We start from the raw sequence: 20,004 nt of genomic DNA, 5'->3' as shown, positions 1-20,004 counted from the left end.
GCCTTACTCCTCTACTTTTCCTCGTTTAAGATCATGATGCGATCTTGTCCATCTAATTCTTGCATCTCTACTAAGATTTCTTCTTTTTTTGCTGTAGGGATATTTTTTCCTACGTAATCTGCGCGGATCGGTAATTCTCGGTGTCCCCGATCAACTAGAACTGCTAGTGAGATTTTTCTTGGACGACCAAAGTCCATGACTGCATCCATTGCAGCGCGGATCGTCCGTCCTGTGTATAACACATCATCGATCAAGATAACTTCTTTTCCTTCTAAACTGACTGGAATATCTGAAGAATGCAATTCTGGTTCTTGAGCGATCTCTTTTTTATCGTCACGGTACAATGTGATATCAAGTTCCCCTACAGGTACTTCGATATTTTCGAGTTGTTTCAGACGTTCGGCAATTCGAGCAGCGATGTAGATCCCTCTCGTTTTGATTCCGACTAAGACGATCTCTTCGATACTTTGATTTCTTTCGATGATTTCGTAAGTGATACGTGTTAGCGCTCGTTTCATCGTTACTTGATCCACTACTTCTTTTGCTTGCATCATTTTTCCCCCTCCATTTTTTACACAAAAAAACTCCTGCCCTAAGAGGACAGGAGGAATGTTTAGACTGAGTGTATACTACCACACCGGTCGCTTTGTGTATGCGACGTCATTGAGCAAGTCTCGCTATGGCGCACCACAGGAATTCTTACTCACACCCTTCTTAGCCTCACGGGACTAAACTTAAAGGACTGCTATTAAGTTTTTCTTTTATTGTTTATTACTATACCGTTAAGTACTTTAAAAAGCAATATCTTTTCTCAACTTCTCTAAAGTTTTTTCAAAAACTTCTGGCAATGGTGCCTCAAAGGTCATTCGTTCATTCGTTTGAGGATGAGTGAAACCTAATAATTTAGCATGTAAAAATTGGCCATTGCCTTTGAGGGTTTTCTTTGGTCCATATACGGGATCACCTGCTAAAGGATAACCAATATACTTCATATGCACACGGATCTGATGCGTACGCCCTGTTTCTAATTGTAACTCTACTAAAGTGAAATTCTCAAAACGTTCTAGTACAGTAAAATGCGTCACAGCTGGTTTTCCATCTTCGCGGATCGCTTGCATTTTTCGATCGACTTTTGAGCGCCCGATAGGTGCATTGATCGTCCCTTTTTCATGAGGAATAACGCCATGGACTAAAGCAATATATTTTCTTAGGGAAGTTTTATCTTTCAATTGCTGCGCCAACGCTTCATGGGCTTGATCATTTTTGGCGATCATCAATAATCCAGACGTGTCTTTATCGATTCGATGGACGATCCCTGGACGGATCACGCCATTGATCGATGATAGATTTTTCATATGGTACATCAACGCATTGACTAGTGTTCCTTGGGCATGACCAGCAGAAGGATGAACGACCATGCCTTGTGGTTTATTGACCACAGCTACGTCGTCATCTTCATAGACGATTTCTATTGGTAAGTCTTCTGCTACGATCTCAAGTTCTTCAGGCTCTGGTACTTCCACGACGATTGCATCAGCCGATTTTACTTTGTAATTCGCTTTTACTGGTTCCCCATTTACGGAAACGGCACCGTCTTTCAACCATTGTTGAACTTGTGAACGACTATGATCCGCAAATAATGCTGTCAGAACTTTATCGATCCGTCCTTTTTCTTCTTTGATAGTTGCTTTTAATTGTGTCATTTTTTTCGTTGTTCCTTTTCATCTAAAATAATATAAATCAATACGCAGATCACACCGATCACTAGAGAAATGTCTGCCACATTAAAAATCGGGAAATTCACGAAATCAGTTTGGAACATATCGATCACATACCCTAAACGGACACGATCGATAAAGTTACCGATTGCTCCAGCTAGAATCAATGTCAGACCGATCATGAACCAACGATTTCCGTTGCTACGATTTTTGATCATCAACGTCAAGATCACTACAACTGCAATGATCGTCACGACAGTAAAAAACCACATTTTTCCTTCTAGTAAACTCCAAGCTGCTCCGAAATTACGGATATGATTCAAGGACAAGATCCCTGGAATCACTGATTTCGTTTCTCCTAAAGCAAAGTTATCGACGATCAACCATTTTACCCATTGATCTAAGCCGATGATCAACGCACTTATAATCCAATATATCGCTAACAAACAATCATTCCTTTTCTACTTCATGATAAATATCTCTTGGTCTGATGATCCCTAATAAATTTCCGTTAGGGTCGCCGTTTTTGGTGATCAACACAGCCTCAAGCGTACCCTGCTCGCCAAACATTTTTTCTACTTCAGCAATCGTTGTCTGAGCGGATACAAAATGATAATTGGTGTACTTACCATCTTGAGTGATCAGATCGGCAGCTATTTTTCCTTGAAGATCGATCACACCATGATGACTTTCTTTGGCTAACCAAAAACCTAACATCCGCAACGTCACTAATCCTTTGAATGTTCCTTTATGATAAAGCGGGAACTGAGAATAACGCTTTTGAGCAACAGTCTCCAACAAACTAGGTAATGGGATGTCCCATTCAAACCCAGTTACATGCTTTGCGAAACGCGGTAACACTGTTTCTGGACGAATCAGTTCTTGCTCGATTCTTTGGATACGCTTCGTCGCCCATTCATTAGGTTCAGCGATAATAAAATCGACGGCGATCCGATCATGCACGATCGCATTACGTAATTGAGCCAACTGTAGTAAGTCATCCTCATATTTTTTAATACTTTGGTGTTGCTTTTGTGCTAAACGACGAACGAGTTCAGTGAACCCCATATTTCGTGGATTCCCCATCTCTTCTTGCATCCATTTTTCGATCCGATTAAAGCTACTCAAAAAAAGATCAGAATTCTTCATCACTAGCCTCCTTGATGACATATGCTTTATTTTTTATAAATAGAAAGAAACCAATCATTACGACGACGATCAGTAAACTATAAAGGATACTTTGAATAGCAACAGCACTGATCCCTGTAAATAAGAAAAGTACGGGATATAACTGTAATAGCAATAAATTCATCGTAATCCGATAGTTTTTAGTTGGTTCTGTTATCGTATAGACTGGACTTTTGAGCCAAAAAAAGGTGACTTGCATCTGAAACGGGGTGTCTACATCTAGAGTAACAGATTGGTTTTGCCCCAAACTGATTTTCCGATCATCCACCCGTAATGTGATTGGACTACCCATTCCGTAAAATCCCGTATCTCTAGTAACATTCACTTCCATTTTCGCTCCTCCTATTATGCGTTAGTCTCTATCAAAACACAAGCGGAATCTCTGTTATCCCTAATGGATCGATCCTTATATCATCTTTTTCAGCAATCATTTTTCCTCATTTTCATCCTCTAATTTACTTTCCAGTCTTTTCTGCCCAAATCGATTGACAGAAGAAACCAAAAACACTAAGGCAGACATAAATAAAGCCGAAGATATAAATGTAATCCCTAAAATCGCTAAAAAATGAGGATCGAAATAACCAGTGTATAACTCATGATATAAGCTATAATTTCTCACCCCAGTAACTGCAGAAACGAATACACTTCCAACAATGACTGCTAACACTCGTAATTTCTTTGCATGTTTGGATTGATCGATAAGCTCGTGACCAATCAGTGAGCCACGGATCAATAAATAGATGAACGCTACTCCTAGCAACAATAATTCGGTAAACACTTCAGAAACTGGTTGCTCCAACAAATAACTTTTTACAAAGATCGAAGTCCCTAATAATACCAATAATAACAAAAAGGCTTCACTTTGTATTTGATTATTGACCTGTACGATACGTTCATCTTTAAGTTTATTCTTTTTCATCTTTATCCTCCCAAAATAGATCATCTAATGTTTGATTTAATTCATGGCAGATGGCCTGACACAACTTGAGTGTGGGATTATACTTCCCTGCTTCAATCAATCCAATCGTTTGCCTTGTCACTCCTACACGTTGGGCCAATTCTTCTTGGCTTAAATCATTTGCTAAACGCGCGAGTTTCATTCGGATGTTTTTCAACTTGATGGTTAACCTCCATTCTTCTCAGTCATCCTGATTGTAAACTATATCTTACTAAATGTAAAATATATATTGCTTAAATGAGAGAAAAGTAAAAAAGGTCTGGCCATTCGTCCACCCCATATAAACGGCGAAAAAAAACTCTGCGATAAATAAGGCGTCATCCACAAAAAGTTGAAGAACCATTTTCGTGGATGACGCCTTATTTATCGAGATGACACGCTGTTGTCCCGACCTCCGTAGGTATTGATCATTTATTCTTGGATCGTTGCTCCACATTAAATTGCTGAACAAAAAGTGTATAACTTTTACTAGTCTCATTACTTTTGAAGATTTAAGTCGCTCTTTTTTTTGGCTGTGGTGTTTACTTGTCCTTCATTCACAAACCCACTGATTTTCGTGCTAAATCCAACCAGTTTATTTATTCGCGGCTTTTTTTGATTCTTTTTACTTTCTTTCGCCTTATCTTGTCCAGAGCCTTGCTGATTGGTATTCTCTTTATTAGACGTACTGGTTGGCAAGGGACTTGCAGTAGTCTGGACTATTGTTTTTTTTGTAACTCCCAATTCTAGATTTCTTTCAGCTATATTGAACTGTCCTGAATTCATTAATACAAGAGAGACTAGCATTTCACCATTTACTTTTGGTTTGTTCTGTTGATTGCTGAGGTCTCGTTTAAAGAGTTTTGGTCGTTGATTGATTGGACGTTTATTGAAAGGATTTCCTAATGCAATATCTCTAATAATTATCGTTAGGGTTTCTGCATCAAGACTTTGAATATTCATACTCATCATCGCGTCAGTTTTTTCTGCAAGTATAACCGCTTCTTCTGATAACATCGGAGAGTTCTGGTAATCTGCTAACTGATCAACAAAGCGAGTAAACTCCTCCGTTTTGAAAAAACCTGGATACCTTCTGAAATATTGGTTGCGAACATCTGCTCCAGATTTCGAATATCCTGACACCATATACGGATAGCTAGAAATAACGTCGTATGTCATGGACACGATATGTGTTGTTTCATGGATAAGAGTTTCCTTTGGATCTACAGATATCTGTAGTTTTGGCATATAATCTGGATCAATATGATTCATATCAGCAATAAATATGATTCGACACTCCGGATCATGACTCATCATAAACGCATATGCCTCTGGGATCGCTTCAACCTTTGACAAGTTTTTCCGCCAATTTGTTCGTGAGTTCCCATAAAGGTGATATCGCTTCTGCCACCACTTCCTTTACAGCTGGCTCGGCCATTGAAGCTTGTGTCTGGGATTGATCAGGTAAAACTGACGCTAGAGGAATATTCGAATTCTGATTTATTTTGCTATCCACCGTATCATAGGACGAATGATTGACTGAGAACGTCTGGGTCAGCCACTCAACCAAATGATCCATCACTGAGTATCCATTCGTGTCTGCTGGTTGCTCGGTATATGTAGCATTTTCAGGTTTACCGAAAAATGTCGTAAAGAGCTCGGTCAGTTCTCCCCAAAAAGCATCAACGATTGGCGCTTCAGGAATAGGAGTTCCATGCTTTTTTGTTTTTTCTGTCGTTCTTCTATTTTTTGTTTGATAGAATTCTTCCACCGTTGATTCAAATACCGTTTTCATTTTTTTGGCTTCCTCTTCGGCAGTGAATCTGTGTGTTGTCTTCTCTATTGTTTGCTTTTTAAAAGAAAATTTTTGAATACTCGCAGGCATACTTTTTCGTTCTTCATTGGTTGTTTGTGATTTTGTAATAGCTGTCTGACAAATAGTTTTAAAATGAGCTTGTGTATGATTGGCGCCATTCCAAAGTCCAAGAGGGTTTTGGTGAAAGATCTCGCTCGTAGTCGTGCAATTTTCGACTTTCGCAATTCGATGCGCCATTTTGTGCAGTCCTATGCTCCACTGATGAGCCTTCTCTACTAAATAAATGAGCGAATTCGAAGGCAGTGCAACCTCAATCGTCGAATTGGTAGGTATAGACGAATGATTCGGCGTAAATGGAGTAAATCGCTGGGGAGCCGCAGTAGAACTTGACACTAAAGAATGTAAAGAGGTCTCATTCCCTTGTTGTCGTGCTTCTACAAATGTATCCACTTCAAATGCAGCAGTCGTTTCTTGTACTGCACGCTGTCGATTCGGTAGATTTGCTTCCGATATCCGAAGATTTTGACCAACACTTAATAAGTACAATATTCCTGTCGGCGACCAGACTCCTCTACCGACAGGATAATGCCCAAAGCTGTCTGCAAGTGAGCTTAGATTTCTTTTTAGGTTATCTTCCGTCATATATTTCTGTGATTTGTTGTTGAATTGACCGATTTTTTCTCGATGTTGTTCAATAGGTATCTTCATACTCCTTTGTTCAATAGGTATCTTCATACTCCTTTGTTTATTAGGTATTTGTACGCATCTGATAAGAGATAGATCGTGTGAACAACTAAACCAAAATTTGTCTAATTAATATGAATACTTGACTAAGTAAAACAAAATTTATTGCATCGAAATGTAGTCAAAAAATAAAATACTAATACCTAAAGACAGCCAGATAATCATTAAACCACTGTTGTCTTTATCCCCAGTGTCAACGTATTTTACAATCGTTGACCTGCATGATCATTTCAGGATCTCAATTTTATAAATTCATTCCTACCAATTTATTCTTATTTTGTCTCCTTGTTGAAGTTCTATTTAGCGCCTCACTCTTTCCAACTCCTCTATTTATGAGAGCGGAGAATTTATTATAAATTGTTGGGTTGGCGCTTACAGGCTGGGAAACCTTAGATAAGGTACCATTTTGTTCGACGGAGCTAGATTGAGAAGTTCTTTGATTGATTTTTTCTTCCGAAACATTCAAATCACTTCGCTTCACTCTTATTCGTTGTGCAGGAATCTCTCCATTTTGTGATTGACTATTTGGTATCTTTCCATCTATCACCGAAGCAGAACCAGCTTGTTTTGAATCCATTGAGGTAGAAAATTCTGTTGTAGGACTTACATCGCTAAGTGTGCTTCCTAAAGGGGGTTCCTTCGTCACTTCTAAGCCAATACTTCTTTCTTCTGTCGCATACTCACCGATTGACATCAATGACAGATTGATAAGGATATTGCCACTTCCAATTTCCGCAGTTGGCTCTTGAGTTGGTTCATCCACAGAACGTTTAGGTCGCAGGAGCGGTTGATCATACCTGTACCCATTGGCAACATCTCTAAGAAGCGTACCGACCATTTCCGCATCATTCAACATATAATTAGCCAACAACATAGAATCTGTACCGAAATTCCGAAAAACAGCCATTCGTGATAGCTTATCCATACGGAAATAATTTGCTATCATTCGAACAAAATTAGAAAAACCAGTGGTTCTGAAATTCTTATGATACCGAGAAACGAAATCGATTTGTGCATCTTTTCCGCGCCTTAAAAAACCACGGTGCACCTCATCATAAACGACGATATCATCAGTCATTGAAACTAAATGAGACGTTTCATGAAGTAAAGTTTCTGAGACAGGAGGTGCAATTTCAACTTCTGGCCAATAATTAGGGTTCTTATTAAAAGAATCAGCCATAAGTATGATTCGATTTTCGGCATCCGTCCGAATCACAAATCCATATGGCGAAGTACGTTCTTTACTTAAGGAATAGAATTTCTTCGTTATCGGATCTTTTTGGAAATCGGTGGAAGCAATCCAAATATTCTTAAATCCCCAATCTGCTGATTGCTTAAGAAATGCTTTGCTTTTTTCTGCGATTGTCTGAAGCCTTTTGACCACTTCTTTTAAGACTGCCTGTTCCTCTGGTTTGCCATATACATTAAACATATTGGCTAAATAGGTTCCTCTCGTCGTCGAACTTATTTTCTCAAACCTCAGCAGATATTTACATTCTTCGATAACAAGATCTACAATATTCACCGCTTCATTATATTCTTTTGCTACTACTTTCCGAAATTCTTTTAAATGTTCCGGCATTTTTGCGGCATCTAAACCAGCAAATACACGATATTTATTTTTCAATTCGGGTGGTAAACAATGCTGAATACCCAGCTTGATTTTTTTTATGGTCAGCGCTTCATCGGTTATTATCTCTTTTGATGGTTCTGGTATAAGCTTAGTTAATCGTGGGAGTACCACTTGACTATTCTCCAGTACAGGGACATTATTAGGGCGATCAATCTCGATTGCATTCATACGTGCTTTCCATTCTGGCCATTTCTGTGGTATTTTAGGCACCCACATATAGGGTGGATAATTAGGGTTGCTAAGAGTTACAGAGGTCAGCTGATTTTGTGTAGAGGCTGGTTGACCTTTTGATGTGCTTGCTCCCTCATCGAAGCCGCCAGCGAATAATAGATCATCCGGACGTTCAACAACGCTTTTCTCCAACTGAGTTTCAAAACGGAACTGATCGATTCCCGGATCCAATCGTAAGACAGTCATAGGTTCTAGTATATCTTTTTTCACTAAATGATATCGGTTGTTTTCCTTATCTAATAAGGCCAAAGGAATATAGCGTTCTTGGATCTTAATATAGGTTCTACCTTCTGCACTCCACATCAAACCATTTCCATCTGGTGCTGACAGAGTACTAGGGTCCCATACAGCTTCAAACTGATTGATACGATTCGTCACTTCGATTTTTACTGCTCTCGAAATTAGCGGGGATGTATCTTGTTCGAAATACCATTCAATACCATTAAAGTTCACAGGTAATACTTTATCTCCATCCATTACATCATAGCGCACACCGTATTTCTTTATCGCTTGGATCCTAACAGGAACAAGTTGACCGTCCATTTCGATCACATCCATTTTTTTCTGACCATTTTTATAGATTTCCATGACCGTTCCTTCACCATAACCTTTAGGATAATAATTTATCTTTTCGATAAACATCTCATCTGGCTGGATATTGATTTTTAAAGATTGGATGATTTCCTTTTGTTTTTGAGAAAAAAATACGGGGCCTTCAAATTCTCTCAGTTCTTCTCCTCTTAAAGTAAAAACTTTTCCATAGACATCTCCTTTTTTAAAATCAGAAACTTTGACATATAGATTGTTTTTCATTTTTTTCACAAGAACTTGCGGACCATTTCTTGGTAAACGAGCGGTAACAGTCATTTTTGATATCACTGGTGCAGGCAAATCTTTTTCATGTTTTTCAAGTTTTGTTAAGACTGGTTTAAAGTGGATATTTCTCGTAAGAATTGGCTGGTTTTTTAATTTTAATAGGTTCTTGATTACAAAGCGTCCACCACTAATTGCTGCCTCAATCCCTGGATCGATATACCGCACCACACTAGCCAAGAGACTTCTGAGTTCGGAAATTTTTGGTACTATTTTTGAGGTATTTTTCACTAATCCTGTTATTCCACCACGTGCAATCACTCGTGCTGCGCCTAGAGCAAATCGGATATTGATAGAACTAATCTGACCTAATATAGGCACCAAGAGAAGCGTATCAATCAGACAATTAGGCACCGCGCTTGCTGTATCCTTATTAACAATCCCCACGACACAATCATAAAATGGAATGAAATGGCTAACCACATCCCATACTTGACTAGTTATTGTCTTATCGTTTCCTGATTCATATAATTGGTGATACAGGATATTTTTATGCTTGAGACTGATTGTATTAAATAAAGTTTCCTTCTCATTACCATGCGATAACAACTTATCTAAATGGATTTCCGTTGAAAACGAATAATAGTATCGACCAATTTGAATTTTATCCCCTACTTTTTTTGGCTTCCTCCACCAGAGGGATTTTAGATCAACTAAATCATATTCTAACAATAGAAACGGATCTTTATCTACACGATAAAAGGCATATCCACCTTCCTTCTCCAATCTTTTCAATGCATACCGTCTTTCTTCGTTGTCACGAATCGCAATGAGTATATCTGTTTCCTTAAGTGGCAAGATCAGGTCGTCTCTTTCTTGTCGATTACCAGAAAAAACGATCGATGGTGAAGGTCCCACTGTTTTTGAAGGACCATCTGTATCTATAAACTTAGCAGATCCTTCATAGATATGAGTTTCAGGGGAAAACATAAAATCTAATTCTGATTGAATACTTGAATGAATGGATAAGCCAATCAGTTTCCGATTCAATAAATGATAGGATTCTGCTACTTCTGTTGTTAATTCTGTGTACCATTTTTCGAGATCACGAGGAATCCATGGCCCTGGGCAAGGATTTCCTCCAGCTAAATACACTTGACTTGCTAATTTAGTGACTCTTATGCCGAGTCTTTCACACTCATTGATCACTTCAGTCACTAGTGCTTGTTTTCTTCGAAAGTTAATCACTGCTGTCTGATAGTTCCCATAGAGGCGATTGATTTCTTCTTGATGTGCCATGATCGCAAAGTAGCCTCTCTGGAAATAACCAATAAATGTACTGATTGCGACTTCTTTATAATTACCTTCTTCCATAGATTTTCGCAAAAGGGAAGCATCCAATTGTGCAGTAGTAAATAATGCAGGAAACAGAAGGTGATCCAATTCTTCCATATCTTGGATTCCTTGATTACTAACAGATTCGAAGAAAAGTTCGCCAAGTGTACGAATTTCCTCTTGATTAAACTGATTAAGTAAACCTGAAGCGGCTAATATTCTTGATCCTATCATTTGCATCAATGAACGATAATCCGAGATCAGCAAATTATCTGACAAATCACTCGATTTAAGAAAATAATTGGGAAGCATATAGTTCAGACAAATACTCCACAACAAACGTACATTATTCTCTAATTCATTTTGTTTTTGTGGATTGTCTTCTTTCACAAGCTTAAGTTGTCCGCTTTTTACGAATTCATCTAGTTTAAAAGAATTCCTAAGCTCGCCAATCGTAAAGTTATCTGGATTGGGATGATCAAGGATTTTTTTTGTTGCAAATACTTCAATAGTGCTTTCTAAGACATTCTCAATGACCCATTTCATTACTGTTTTTATCGCGCTTTTGTCAGAAACTAACTCACCTTCTGCTCCACCATATAACTTTAGTTCTTTCAATATAACTGTCGCAATACCTTGTATCTTCTCTGGACTGACCTCGCCATTTACGCTGTCTTGCCTAAACCATCCTCCTATTCCACTCAAAATATCCTCTTTTGTTACCTCACCTTTGATCAAGTACTTTTCGCGTAAAAATAACTCTACTTTATCAAGTACTTCTTGACTTCTCCATTGCGTTCCACTATTTTCCAAAACAGACTTGCTTGTTTTTGTTTGACTATTAGATACAGTTGAAGAGTCGTCTTTCTCCAATTTTCCCCATAACCATTTCGTAAACGTTAGTTCTGCTTCTTTATTGGAGATCAGACCGTTGTCCTCTTGACCCAAGATTGCTTGCGAGAATTGCTTGAGTTTGACGGGATCAATTATTTTTTGATTCGCCCCTTCAATCAATACCCAATTTGATACTGTTTCAGCAAGCCGCTCAGAATTAGACGTATCACAAACGATACCCTTTTTCTTCAAAAAAGCAACAATCCGTTGATCGATGACTTCCTCTCGTTCATTGAAAAGAAATAGTTTTTGATCTTCTTCGAGTACATAAGTGGAACCGGTCATAGGAATAATGCCATTTTCTCGAAGAAACGATAGTACTCTTTGTTTTTCTAATTGTTCTGCCTTCTTTTCCTTATCCGTCGCTTGTCCGATTACATTAATCTCATCTTTTTTATAAGTATATCCCATCTGCGCATTATTATTTTCCCATTGTTGGATAACCGCCCTTGAGTCGTTCGGAGAACTAATTTTCATTTTAGAACCATATGCTTTTAGCAACTCTTTCGCTGCAAGTTCCTCTCTATTCACAATTTCCGCATAATTCTTCCCTCTAAGTATCCATTTTTGCATCCATCTAATTAAATGGCTCGCTGAGGGATTTTTTAGCCTAGTTCCCTGTTTATAGGCAAAGCAGACAAGCCCTTGATTCACTATTTTTGTTTTCTCTCGTTGGTTGAAAAGATCGCGATGATAGACTACCGCAGTGATTGTCTGATTTATTGAAATAGAAGCAGGTCGATCATGAATGAAGTCTGAAAAAATTTGATTACTCACCTCTGTTTCTGCTTGAACATTCGTAACATCAGGTGTTTCCTTTGGCGACAATTGAATAGGATACGTATTCTGCTGGAAGGTGTACCCTATTAAACCTACATTTATTTTCAATTGCATAAAAGTCGATTGCAATTGGTTAGCCGATGATATGTCCCCTGCTCTTGCATCTTCTAACCCATAGGAGTACCGGATGAAAAAATTCAAAAATTGTATTTTATCTGATTCTTCTGAAAGATCATGGAGCGATTTTATCTCTGCCCATTTCTCAAGTTCTTTAAGCACTAGTCCTGCATGGGCAGTTTTACTTACAATTTTTTGTTTCACTAAAAATTCTTTCAACTGTGTGATTGCCTTATCCGTCGCATCCTTTCGCTCAAACAGCTTTTTATCATAAAAAAATGCCGGAATAGGTTCCTCGTAACGCTCAGCAGGCTTTCGATTTTGTTCAATATCTTCAATGATTTTACCGACTACCACTAAGTCAGAAGTATTCGTCGATTCAGTGGTGGCTATTTTTTGCTGATTTTCTATCGCCGTTTTTTCATCGCCCGTTTCACTTGCCGATACACTATCTTCATTGTCAGAAAAAGGATGGTTGATCGGCCTTGCTTCAGCTCCTCGAACTACGAATAAATCCCATTTTTTTATAAAGTTGGTCAGTGTTTCATCCATTTTACTAAACAATGTCCAAAATTGTGTCGCAAATCCTTCCTCTTCTTTTTTCAAAGCTGGAATTCCACTTGAGAAGTCATAGGATCGAAAAGCATGAGGAACATTTTTATCTTTTGAAGGTGTAGCTGTCTGATGGATCTCATCTTGGTATGAAATACTTTGAGCCATCATTGATAAAAAGCGAGTGATCAGCGAATCTCCTTTTAAACTTTCATGTTTTTCTGTATAGATTGGTTGATCAAAATCATTAAAAAATGTGACGAAAGCCTCAGTTAGTCCCTTAAAGAAATTAGCTGTCCCAGAAGTATCGTTTGTCGCATTTCCTGTTGTCTGTTGATCCGTCTGATGGCTGGTTTTGTTAAATGATTGTTTAAAAATATTTTTTAGTTTTTCCGCCGAATCTTCAAATAAAAATTGTTGTTTGGAACTCCCATCGCCTCCTTTCTTGAAGGAAAAATGATGTAGCTCTGTGGGTTGATCTGTTGGTTGTTGATTTATCTTTTGAGACTCAGCAATCGCACTCTGACAAACGGTTTTAAAGTGGACTTGGGTGTGATTGAACGGATTAGATTCTTCCTCTAAAATTGGGCGCGTTATGCTCGTCTTATTTGTTGTGCATCCATATGTTTCTGCAATGCCGTGTGCTATTTTATGTACATTTAAACTCCAATGATGAGAAAAATCTGTCAAATTGTAAGTAGTATTATCATAAAAAGTTCGAAAAAATGGTGCATTCACAGTATCAATAGCCGTCGAGTTCTCTGTCAAAGCTGGTGTGAGCAACGTCGTGTTCACCGTCGAATGAGAGGTGAGCGAATTCAATACTTCTGATTGATTTGCATGTTGTGTGACTTCAACAAAAGTATCTGCTTCAAAAACAGTGCCACTATTCCGCTTAACTCGTTGTTGTTTGGGGCCCTCTCCTCTAACGACCACATTTCCTAAGATGCTCGAGACATATAGTGACAATAATAATGGCGAGTGAAAAATCGCTGGCGTTGGGGCATGGCCGACGCCAGAAGAAATTGCTTTTACTGCATCTTCAAAAGCCTGCTTATCTTCTTTATTATTCTTTTCATTGTTGAATTGTCCATTTCGTTTTCGATTACTTTGATTATCGATTGGCATAGCTTTCTCTCCTTGTTTTTTTGATGAGATACTAATTTAACAGTACAATTTTATGCCCCAATTATATATATCCGTCCATTTGAACTCGTGACTAGTTTTTTTTTAATAATAAAAACTTGAACTTTTTTTGTCATTTAGGTATAAATTAATCAATATAAAAAAACGTATAAGTAAAAATAGATCAACTATTTTTTACTTATACGCCTAAATATTAAAAAAAGTCAGTGAAGACTACTTAAAATCTTACGTTTTTCGATTAGAATAAACCGATTACTTCTCCTTGATTCGTTACGTTCATATTCAAGGCGGCTGGTTTTTTTGGTAATCCAGGCATCGTCATCACTTCGCCTGTCAAAGCGACTAAAAATCCGGCACCTAACTTAGGTACAAATTCACGGATCGTGATTGTGAAATCCTCTGGTGCACCTAATAATGTTGGATCATCAGAAAAAGAGTACTGGGTTTTTGCCATACAAACCGGTAAGTCAGACCAACCATTTTTCTCAAATTCAATGATTTGATTTTCTGCTTTTTTACTAAAAGAGACTTCTTTGCCACCGTAGATTTTTTGAACAACCGCTTGGACTTTTGTTTTGATCGGATCACTGGATTGGTACAATGGAACGTAATCCGCGCTTTCTGTATCGATCAATTCTACGACTGCCTTTGCTAAGTCCACGCCACCTTCCGCACCATTTTCCCAAACACTTGCGCGTTTTGCTACGACTCCTTCTTTTTCACACAATTCTTTCAGTAATTCTAATTCAGCGTCTGTATCAGTCACAAACTCATTGATTGCGACGATCACTGGAATCTGGTAACTTTTCATATTACGAATATGCCGTTTTAAGTTCGCATATCCAGTTTGCAACGCCTTGATATTTTCATTTTGTAATTCTGCCTTATCCAATCCCCCGTGCATTTTTAACGCACGGACAGTTGCTACGATCACAATCGCATCTGGTGCTTTCTGCAAATTAGGAACTTTGATATCTAGGAATTTTTCTCCTCCTAAATCAGCACCAAAACCAGCTTCAGTCACTACATAATCCGCAATTTTCAAAGCAGTTTTAGTTGCTAGTACACTATTACAGCCATGAGCAATATTTGCAAATGGTCCACCATGGATAAATGCTGGTGTACCATAGATCGTTTGTACGAGATTCGGTTTAATTGCATCTTTTAATAACAAAGCAAGGGAACCCTCTGCTTTTAGATCCCCTGCTGTTACAGGGCGACGATCATAGGTGTAGCCAATCACGATTCGTGCTAACCGAGCTTTTAAATCATCTAAATCAGCAGCTAAACACAAAATTGCCATGATTTCACTAGCCACAGTAATGTCGAATCCATCTTCTCTTGGTACCCCTTGCATCGGTCCGCCCAGCCCAACGATCACATTTCGCAATGCTCGGTCGTTTAAATCCACCACACGTTTCCAAATGACACGTCGAGGATCGATCCCCAGCTCATTTCCTTGATGGATATGATTATCTAATAGAGCTGACAATGCATTGTTTGCAGAAGTGATGGCATGCATATCGCCAGTAAAATGCAAATTGATATCTTCCATTGGTAATACTTGTGCGTAGCCACCTCCTGTCGCTCCGCCCTTGATTCCCATAACCGGACCTAATGAGGGCTCACGCAATGCAATCACTGCTTTTTTGTCTATTTGGTTCAACGCGTCACCTAATCCGACTGTAACTGTTGATTTTCCTTCTCCCGCTGGTGTTGGATTGATAGAAGTTACCAATATGAGGCGACCATCCTCTTTTTCCGAAAAATCATTTATTGCGGTAAAGTTTATTTTTGCTTTGTATTTTCCATATAATTCCAAATCATCTTCATTGATTCCAATGCTATCCGCAACTCTAACTATCGGTTTTAGCTGTGTTTCTTGTGAAATTTCTAAATCATTCTTCATTAAAACGCCCCTTTTCACGAACTATATATAAAAATAATTATTTTTTGTTAAGTTAAATCCATTATACCTGTTTTCCTTGTAAAAAAAAACAAAAAAAACTGACTTTTAATTTATTTGACGTACCTATTAATTCTCTTTATAATATAGGCTATGATCAGACATAGAAAGGTCGTGAGTGTTTTGACCACAGGAATGGTGAAATGGTTCGATAACAAAAAAGGATATGGCTTTATTAGTTATGATAAAACAGAAGAGATCTTCGTACATTTTACTGCAATCGAAGAAGAAGGATTCAAAACACTTGAAGAAAACCAAGTGGTAGAATTTACCGTCATTGAAGGTAATCGAGGCATTCAGGCGGCCCATGTCAAAAAGATCAATGATCAAGCTTAGTCCAATCAAACAAAATAAGCTATTCCGGTGTTTTTCGGAATAGCTTTTTTATTATTATAGACGACTCTCTGTGCAGTTAAAAATAACTAAAGTCTCTATTGTTATTTTTTACTCAACTAAATCATTCGTATTCTTTAACAGTGAAGAAGTGTTGATCGTTTGTTTATGTGGATGTTTCAAGTGATCAAGCAATTTTCCTTGTGCCTTCTGATTGACGAAAATCACGAATGGCTCTTTGCCTTTTACAAGAGATAAAGATACTTTACGTTTTTGTACGTGGACTTCCTTGATTTCATTGATAGGTATGTCGCGATCTCTCCAAAAAGCAGCATATTTTATTTTTATTGCCTCTTTCTTTAAAACTAGTGAGCGTCGAAATCCTAGCAAAAGAAAAATAAAGAAAATTCCCATTAAAATATTACTTTTCCAATAAGGCCTTGTATTTTCTAACGATAAAATCAAACTCAAAAATAATAGAATAAATGTTGATGACCAATAAATGATCGACTGTGCCGTTTCGGGCTGCCAGCGAATATTTTTTTTCATTCTTCAACCTCGTGTCTTTATCTGTAGTGGTATAATAAGTCAAACCGACAATTTTTGAAGGGCGTGTTTTTCCTTATGTTAAAAGTATACATTGACGCATCAACAAAAGGCAACCCTGGACCTAGTGGTGGAGGAATATTAATAATCGCTGATCAACAACAAGAACAGTTGTCTATCCCTTTGTCCTTTGGTTCAAACCATCAAGCCGAGTTTGAAGTCTTTTTAAAAACTTTAGAAATTCTAAAGAATAGACAGATGACCGAAGAAATCATTCTCTGCTATTCCGATAGTAAAGTACTTGTATCAACTATCGATAAAAATCATACGAACAACAAAGATTTTTTACCTTATTTAGAAAAAATACAAAGTCTATTAAAAGATTTTTCAATGTTGATCCTTCAGTGGGTACCTGAAAGTAAAAATAAAGGCGCTGATAATCTAGCTAGACAAGCTTTACAAAAATTTTTATAAAATATTGGAACAAAGCAATTAGTAATCGTACCTTGATTTGCAAGCACTTTATACGGTCAACTTCTTCTTTTGTCTCGGTCTATAAAAGAACATATTCATAATAATAGATCAACAAATGTTGAGACACGATTCTTTCAAACATTTGCTAAATATTCAGAATTTTATGTCGCTGTTATTTGGACTAACTCAAAGATTGTAAGGGCAAAATAAATGTTTATTGTTTCCAGTTATCGATTAGAATAAATAAGTCCTGATAGCTAGATTCCGACAAAATTTTTGACTGCTTTATTTTGGTCAACTATTAACATACGCCGAATTCAGCTAACATGACCTCATAATCTCCAAGGTATTTTCTGAAAAAGTCTGACTATCCATATATGTATCGATCATTCTGTTTATTTTATCAACGCTGTCTTTATGGGTCATGATAAGATATAAAAGCTATCATTGAAGTCTGTTCCAAAAGAGGATTCGTTTTTAGTTTTCTGCCAAATTTTTCACTTCCTTTTATTATCCCTCGGATGTACTATTTGTCCATATCTAAATCCGACGAGAAGTTGCCTCTTCTGATTCTTTCACCATAAAAATTTGATTTAGCGTGACGAACAAATCCGCGAAAACTTTCATCTAGGTTCAGTCAAACATTTGTAGGTACAACGAAGAAGCAGCCATTGTCTGTTTTGGTTATCCTATTTTGTCCTAGAAAACACATACGTCTTTCAGAACAATATAACGTAAAAGTCTACTGTCATCCATTATAGTATTTCTAATAACCAAAATGAAAGGCTAAAAGATTTGTTTTAAAATAAGCAAAAAACCCGATTATTTAAGATTTCAGGTTTTTTGCTTATTTTAAGTTTAGTCAAAATCTCATCGCGACAGATAGGTCGTATAGATATTTAAACATCGCGTATTATTTTTTGTCAACAATTTAGAAAAGTAAATAATTATGATCAAAGGTGATATCTAATTGATACTGCCCTACTCTCTTTTCTATTTGGATACGCATCATTCGTTCTAATTCCTCGTCAGACAAACGCGTACCTTCAGGGACAACGACATCAAATTGTAGGATCTGTCCTTTATGGATCATGCGGAAATCATGGATTTTCAGACCTTCTGCTGTCTCATTGATGATTTTTTTCAACTCATTAAGAATCTCTTGATAATTCTCATTGTTGACTGGTACAGGATCTAGATGACAGACTAATTCTACACCTAATGATCGTTTAAAATCCTTTTCGATAATGTCCATGATCTTGTGTGCTTCATTCAAATCTAGCCGATCATCGACTTCCACGTGAACTGAAGCAAAACGTTGATTTGGTCCGTAATTATGCACTAACAAGTCATGATAACCGAGTATTTTTGTATAGCCATTTAGCTGCTCCTCCATCGCCTGGATCTGTTCAACAGTAGGACGGCTCCCTAATAATTCATATACGAATTCTCTTAACATCATTACGCCGCTGTACAAAATGTAAAGTGCTAACAAGAAGCCAATATAGCCATCCACGCGCCACTCTGTCAACCATTCGACAGAAGCTGAGAGTAAAACAGCAAAGGTCGTATATACATCATTATAACTGTCTTTGGCAGTGGCATGTAACGTTTCCGAATCGATCATTTTTGCGGTTTTCTTGTACATACGTCCCTGAATAACTTTTAAAGCAATCGAAAAGACTAAAACTAAAAAGATGATCGGTGATAAGGCAATATTTTCCGGATCGATGATTTTTTCAATTGAGGAGTGTAAGAACTGGAATCCGACATACGTGATGATGAGAGATACGAATAGTCCACTAATATATTCAAAACGTTCGTGTCCATAAGGATGTTCCGGATCTGCTGGTTTTGCCGCGATTTTGAAGCCAACCAAAGTCAAAACAGAAGAAGCGGTATCCGACAAACTGTTGATGGCATCCGCCATGATCGACACACTTCCAGAGAGTAGTCCGATCATCAATTTCGCAACGAATAGGATCACATTAGTTAACAGTCCCCATACTCCTGCCATCAATGCTTTTTTTGTTCGTTCTTTTGCTGTTAGTGTTTCTTGTTTCTTTGCCAAATTTGTGACTCCTTTTATCTGTGATTGCTGGTCTTATATCATTCAGGTTTTAAAGGTGTTGCTGCAAATAATGCTTTGGCGAGTAATGGTGTGATGATCCCCGCGCCGATAGCTTCTGGAATCCCATTGATTGCAGCAATCCCAGCAAGTGTCTTGAACAAGACCGAAGCATCGACACCATAAGCTTGAGCTGTGGCATTCGTATAAAATAAGCCCATAAATCCTAAAACAAGGATCGTATTGACTAGAGAGCCTAGAATCCCAGCTACAACAGCCGGTACGACGATCGTAGAGGAACGCTTATACAACCAATGGAATACTAAGCCAGCCACTAGTCCCACTAAAACTCTGGGTACAACTGAGATGATTGGATTGGTAAAAACCAATGTATCGAACGGTGTAGTTGGCATCGCGTAGGCTCGGATGATCGTCGCAATTCCCCAGAACAAGCCGATCAACATGCCATCTTTCGGTCCTAATACTACGGCCGCTACGATTACTGTGATATGGATGATCGTCAAGCTAATAAAACCTAATGGGATAAAGCCTAACCATGGAATCATTGATTGAACGATAATGATGGCTAACAAAATGGCACGAAGTACTAACCGAAATGTTTTATTTTTGCTATTCATTGAATCTCCCCCTGTTTGCTTTACTCTAATCCTATAGCGTTTTGTTGATTTGTCAATAAATTTGTACATAGCAAC

Annotated in this window: 17 protein-coding genes; 3 read left to right on the top strand and 14 right to left on the bottom strand. The window is 37.8% G+C overall.

The genetic code is table 11. The features are described from left to right. Nucleotides 1-11 precede the first annotated feature (11 nt). Entirely contained in the window at nucleotides 12-551 is a 540-nt protein-coding gene (pyrR, locus tag ACH0AK_RS04880; RefSeq protein WP_029594119.1) for a bifunctional pyr operon transcriptional regulator/uracil phosphoribosyltransferase PyrR, read from the bottom strand. Nucleotides 552-609: 58 nt separating this feature from the next. Here pyrR and ACH0AK_RS04875 point away from each other — a divergent pair, with 58 nt between their 5' ends. Then, nucleotides 610-732, top strand: a complete 123-nt coding sequence (locus ACH0AK_RS04875) for a hypothetical protein (protein ID WP_023519622.1) — start codon at nucleotides 610-612, stop codon at nucleotides 730-732. 59 nt (nucleotides 733-791) lie between these two features. Here ACH0AK_RS04875 and ACH0AK_RS04870 read toward each other — a convergent pair whose 3' ends face one another. The 10 genes from ACH0AK_RS04870 to ACH0AK_RS04825 all read right to left on the bottom strand — a co-directional run bounded on the left by ACH0AK_RS04870 (nucleotide 792) and on the right by ACH0AK_RS04825 (nucleotide 15,813). Then, nucleotides 792-1,703 (bottom strand): RluA family pseudouridine synthase, encoded by a 912-nt coding sequence (locus tag ACH0AK_RS04870; RefSeq protein ID WP_077151345.1) that lies wholly within the window; start codon nucleotides 1,701-1,703, stop codon nucleotides 792-794. Continuing rightward, nucleotides 1,700-2,164 carry a signal peptidase II gene (gene lspA, locus ACH0AK_RS04865; RefSeq protein ID WP_010735520.1) on the bottom strand — a complete coding sequence of 155 codons (465 nt, stop codon included), beginning with the start codon at nucleotides 2,162-2,164 and terminating at the stop codon, nucleotides 1,700-1,702. The genes ACH0AK_RS04870 and lspA overlap by 4 nt, the downstream gene beginning before the upstream one ends. 4 nt (nucleotides 2,165-2,168) lie before the next feature. Beyond that, entirely contained in the window at nucleotides 2,169-2,867 is a 699-nt protein-coding gene (locus ACH0AK_RS04860) for a CBS domain-containing protein (RefSeq protein ID WP_023519620.1), read from the bottom strand. Next, the gene (locus ACH0AK_RS04855) at nucleotides 2,854-3,237 is read right to left on the bottom strand and encodes a hypothetical protein (protein ID WP_023519619.1); all 384 of its coding nucleotides are present in this window, start codon (nucleotides 3,235-3,237) and stop codon (nucleotides 2,854-2,856) included. The genes ACH0AK_RS04860 and ACH0AK_RS04855 overlap by 14 nt, the downstream gene beginning before the upstream one ends. Nucleotides 3,238-3,333: 96 nt before the next feature. Then, nucleotides 3,334-3,825, bottom strand: a complete 492-nt coding sequence (locus ACH0AK_RS04850) for a DUF6773 family protein (protein ID WP_010735523.1) — start codon at nucleotides 3,823-3,825, stop codon at nucleotides 3,334-3,336. Next, complete coding sequence (locus ACH0AK_RS04845) at nucleotides 3,812-4,006, bottom strand: helix-turn-helix transcriptional regulator (RefSeq protein ID WP_196768995.1); 195 nt, start codon at nucleotides 4,004-4,006, stop codon at nucleotides 3,812-3,814. Before ACH0AK_RS04845 ends, ACH0AK_RS04850 begins: the two co-directional genes overlap by 14 nt. A gap of 335 nt (nucleotides 4,007-4,341) precedes the next feature. Next, entirely contained in the window at nucleotides 4,342-5,199 is an 858-nt protein-coding gene (locus tag ACH0AK_RS04840; protein ID WP_499796757.1) for a hypothetical protein, read from the bottom strand. Next, nucleotides 5,186-6,367, bottom strand: a complete 1,182-nt coding sequence (locus ACH0AK_RS04835; protein WP_499796756.1) for a hypothetical protein — start codon at nucleotides 6,365-6,367, stop codon at nucleotides 5,186-5,188. The genes ACH0AK_RS04840 and ACH0AK_RS04835 overlap by 14 nt, the downstream gene beginning before the upstream one ends. 280 nt (nucleotides 6,368-6,647) lie before the next feature. After that, nucleotides 6,648-13,886, bottom strand: a complete 7,239-nt coding sequence (locus ACH0AK_RS04830) for a QWxxN domain (RefSeq protein WP_499796755.1) — start codon at nucleotides 13,884-13,886, stop codon at nucleotides 6,648-6,650. Nucleotides 13,887-14,142: 256 nt separating this feature from the next. Then, entirely contained in the window at nucleotides 14,143-15,813 is a 1,671-nt protein-coding gene (locus ACH0AK_RS04825) for a formate--tetrahydrofolate ligase (RefSeq protein ID WP_438846498.1), read from the bottom strand. 180 nt (nucleotides 15,814-15,993) lie between these two features. On the opposite strand from ACH0AK_RS04825, the gene ACH0AK_RS04820 reads away from it, so the two are divergent. After that, a complete protein-coding gene (locus ACH0AK_RS04820; protein ID WP_023519613.1) occupies nucleotides 15,994-16,206 on the top strand; it encodes a cold-shock protein in 213 nt (70 codons plus the stop codon). A gap of 108 nt (nucleotides 16,207-16,314) precedes the next feature. Here ACH0AK_RS04820 and ACH0AK_RS04815 read toward each other — a convergent pair whose 3' ends face one another. After that, on the bottom strand, nucleotides 16,315-16,752 hold the full coding sequence (locus ACH0AK_RS04815) for an EbsA family protein (protein WP_010735532.1): 438 nt from the start codon (nucleotides 16,750-16,752) through the stop codon (nucleotides 16,315-16,317). Nucleotides 16,753-16,827: 75 nt separating this feature from the next. Between ACH0AK_RS04815 and ACH0AK_RS04810 the strand changes: the two genes are divergently transcribed. Continuing rightward, nucleotides 16,828-17,223: a ribonuclease HI family protein gene (locus ACH0AK_RS04810; protein WP_010735533.1), complete on the top strand. Its 396-nt coding sequence runs from the start codon at nucleotides 16,828-16,830 to the stop codon at nucleotides 17,221-17,223. Nucleotides 17,224-18,154: 931 nt separating this feature from the next. Here the strand turns inward: ACH0AK_RS04810 and ACH0AK_RS04805 are convergent. Next, complete coding sequence (locus ACH0AK_RS04805) at nucleotides 18,155-19,294, bottom strand: cation diffusion facilitator family transporter (RefSeq protein WP_010735534.1); 1,140 nt, start codon at nucleotides 19,292-19,294, stop codon at nucleotides 18,155-18,157. A 38-nt stretch (nucleotides 19,295-19,332) separates the two neighbouring features. Beyond that, the gene (locus ACH0AK_RS04800) at nucleotides 19,333-19,929 is read right to left on the bottom strand and encodes an ECF transporter S component (protein ID WP_065095763.1); all 597 of its coding nucleotides are present in this window, start codon (nucleotides 19,927-19,929) and stop codon (nucleotides 19,333-19,335) included. Nucleotides 19,930-20,004 lie beyond the last annotated feature (75 nt).

Origin of the sequence: Enterococcus pernyi (genome assembly GCF_045371165.1) — a bacterium.
Lineage (GTDB): Bacteria > Bacillota > Bacilli > Lactobacillales > Enterococcaceae > Enterococcus_B > Enterococcus_B pernyi.
Note: the sequence above shows the minus strand (reverse complement) of the source record. Positions and strands in the feature narration are given on the sequence as shown.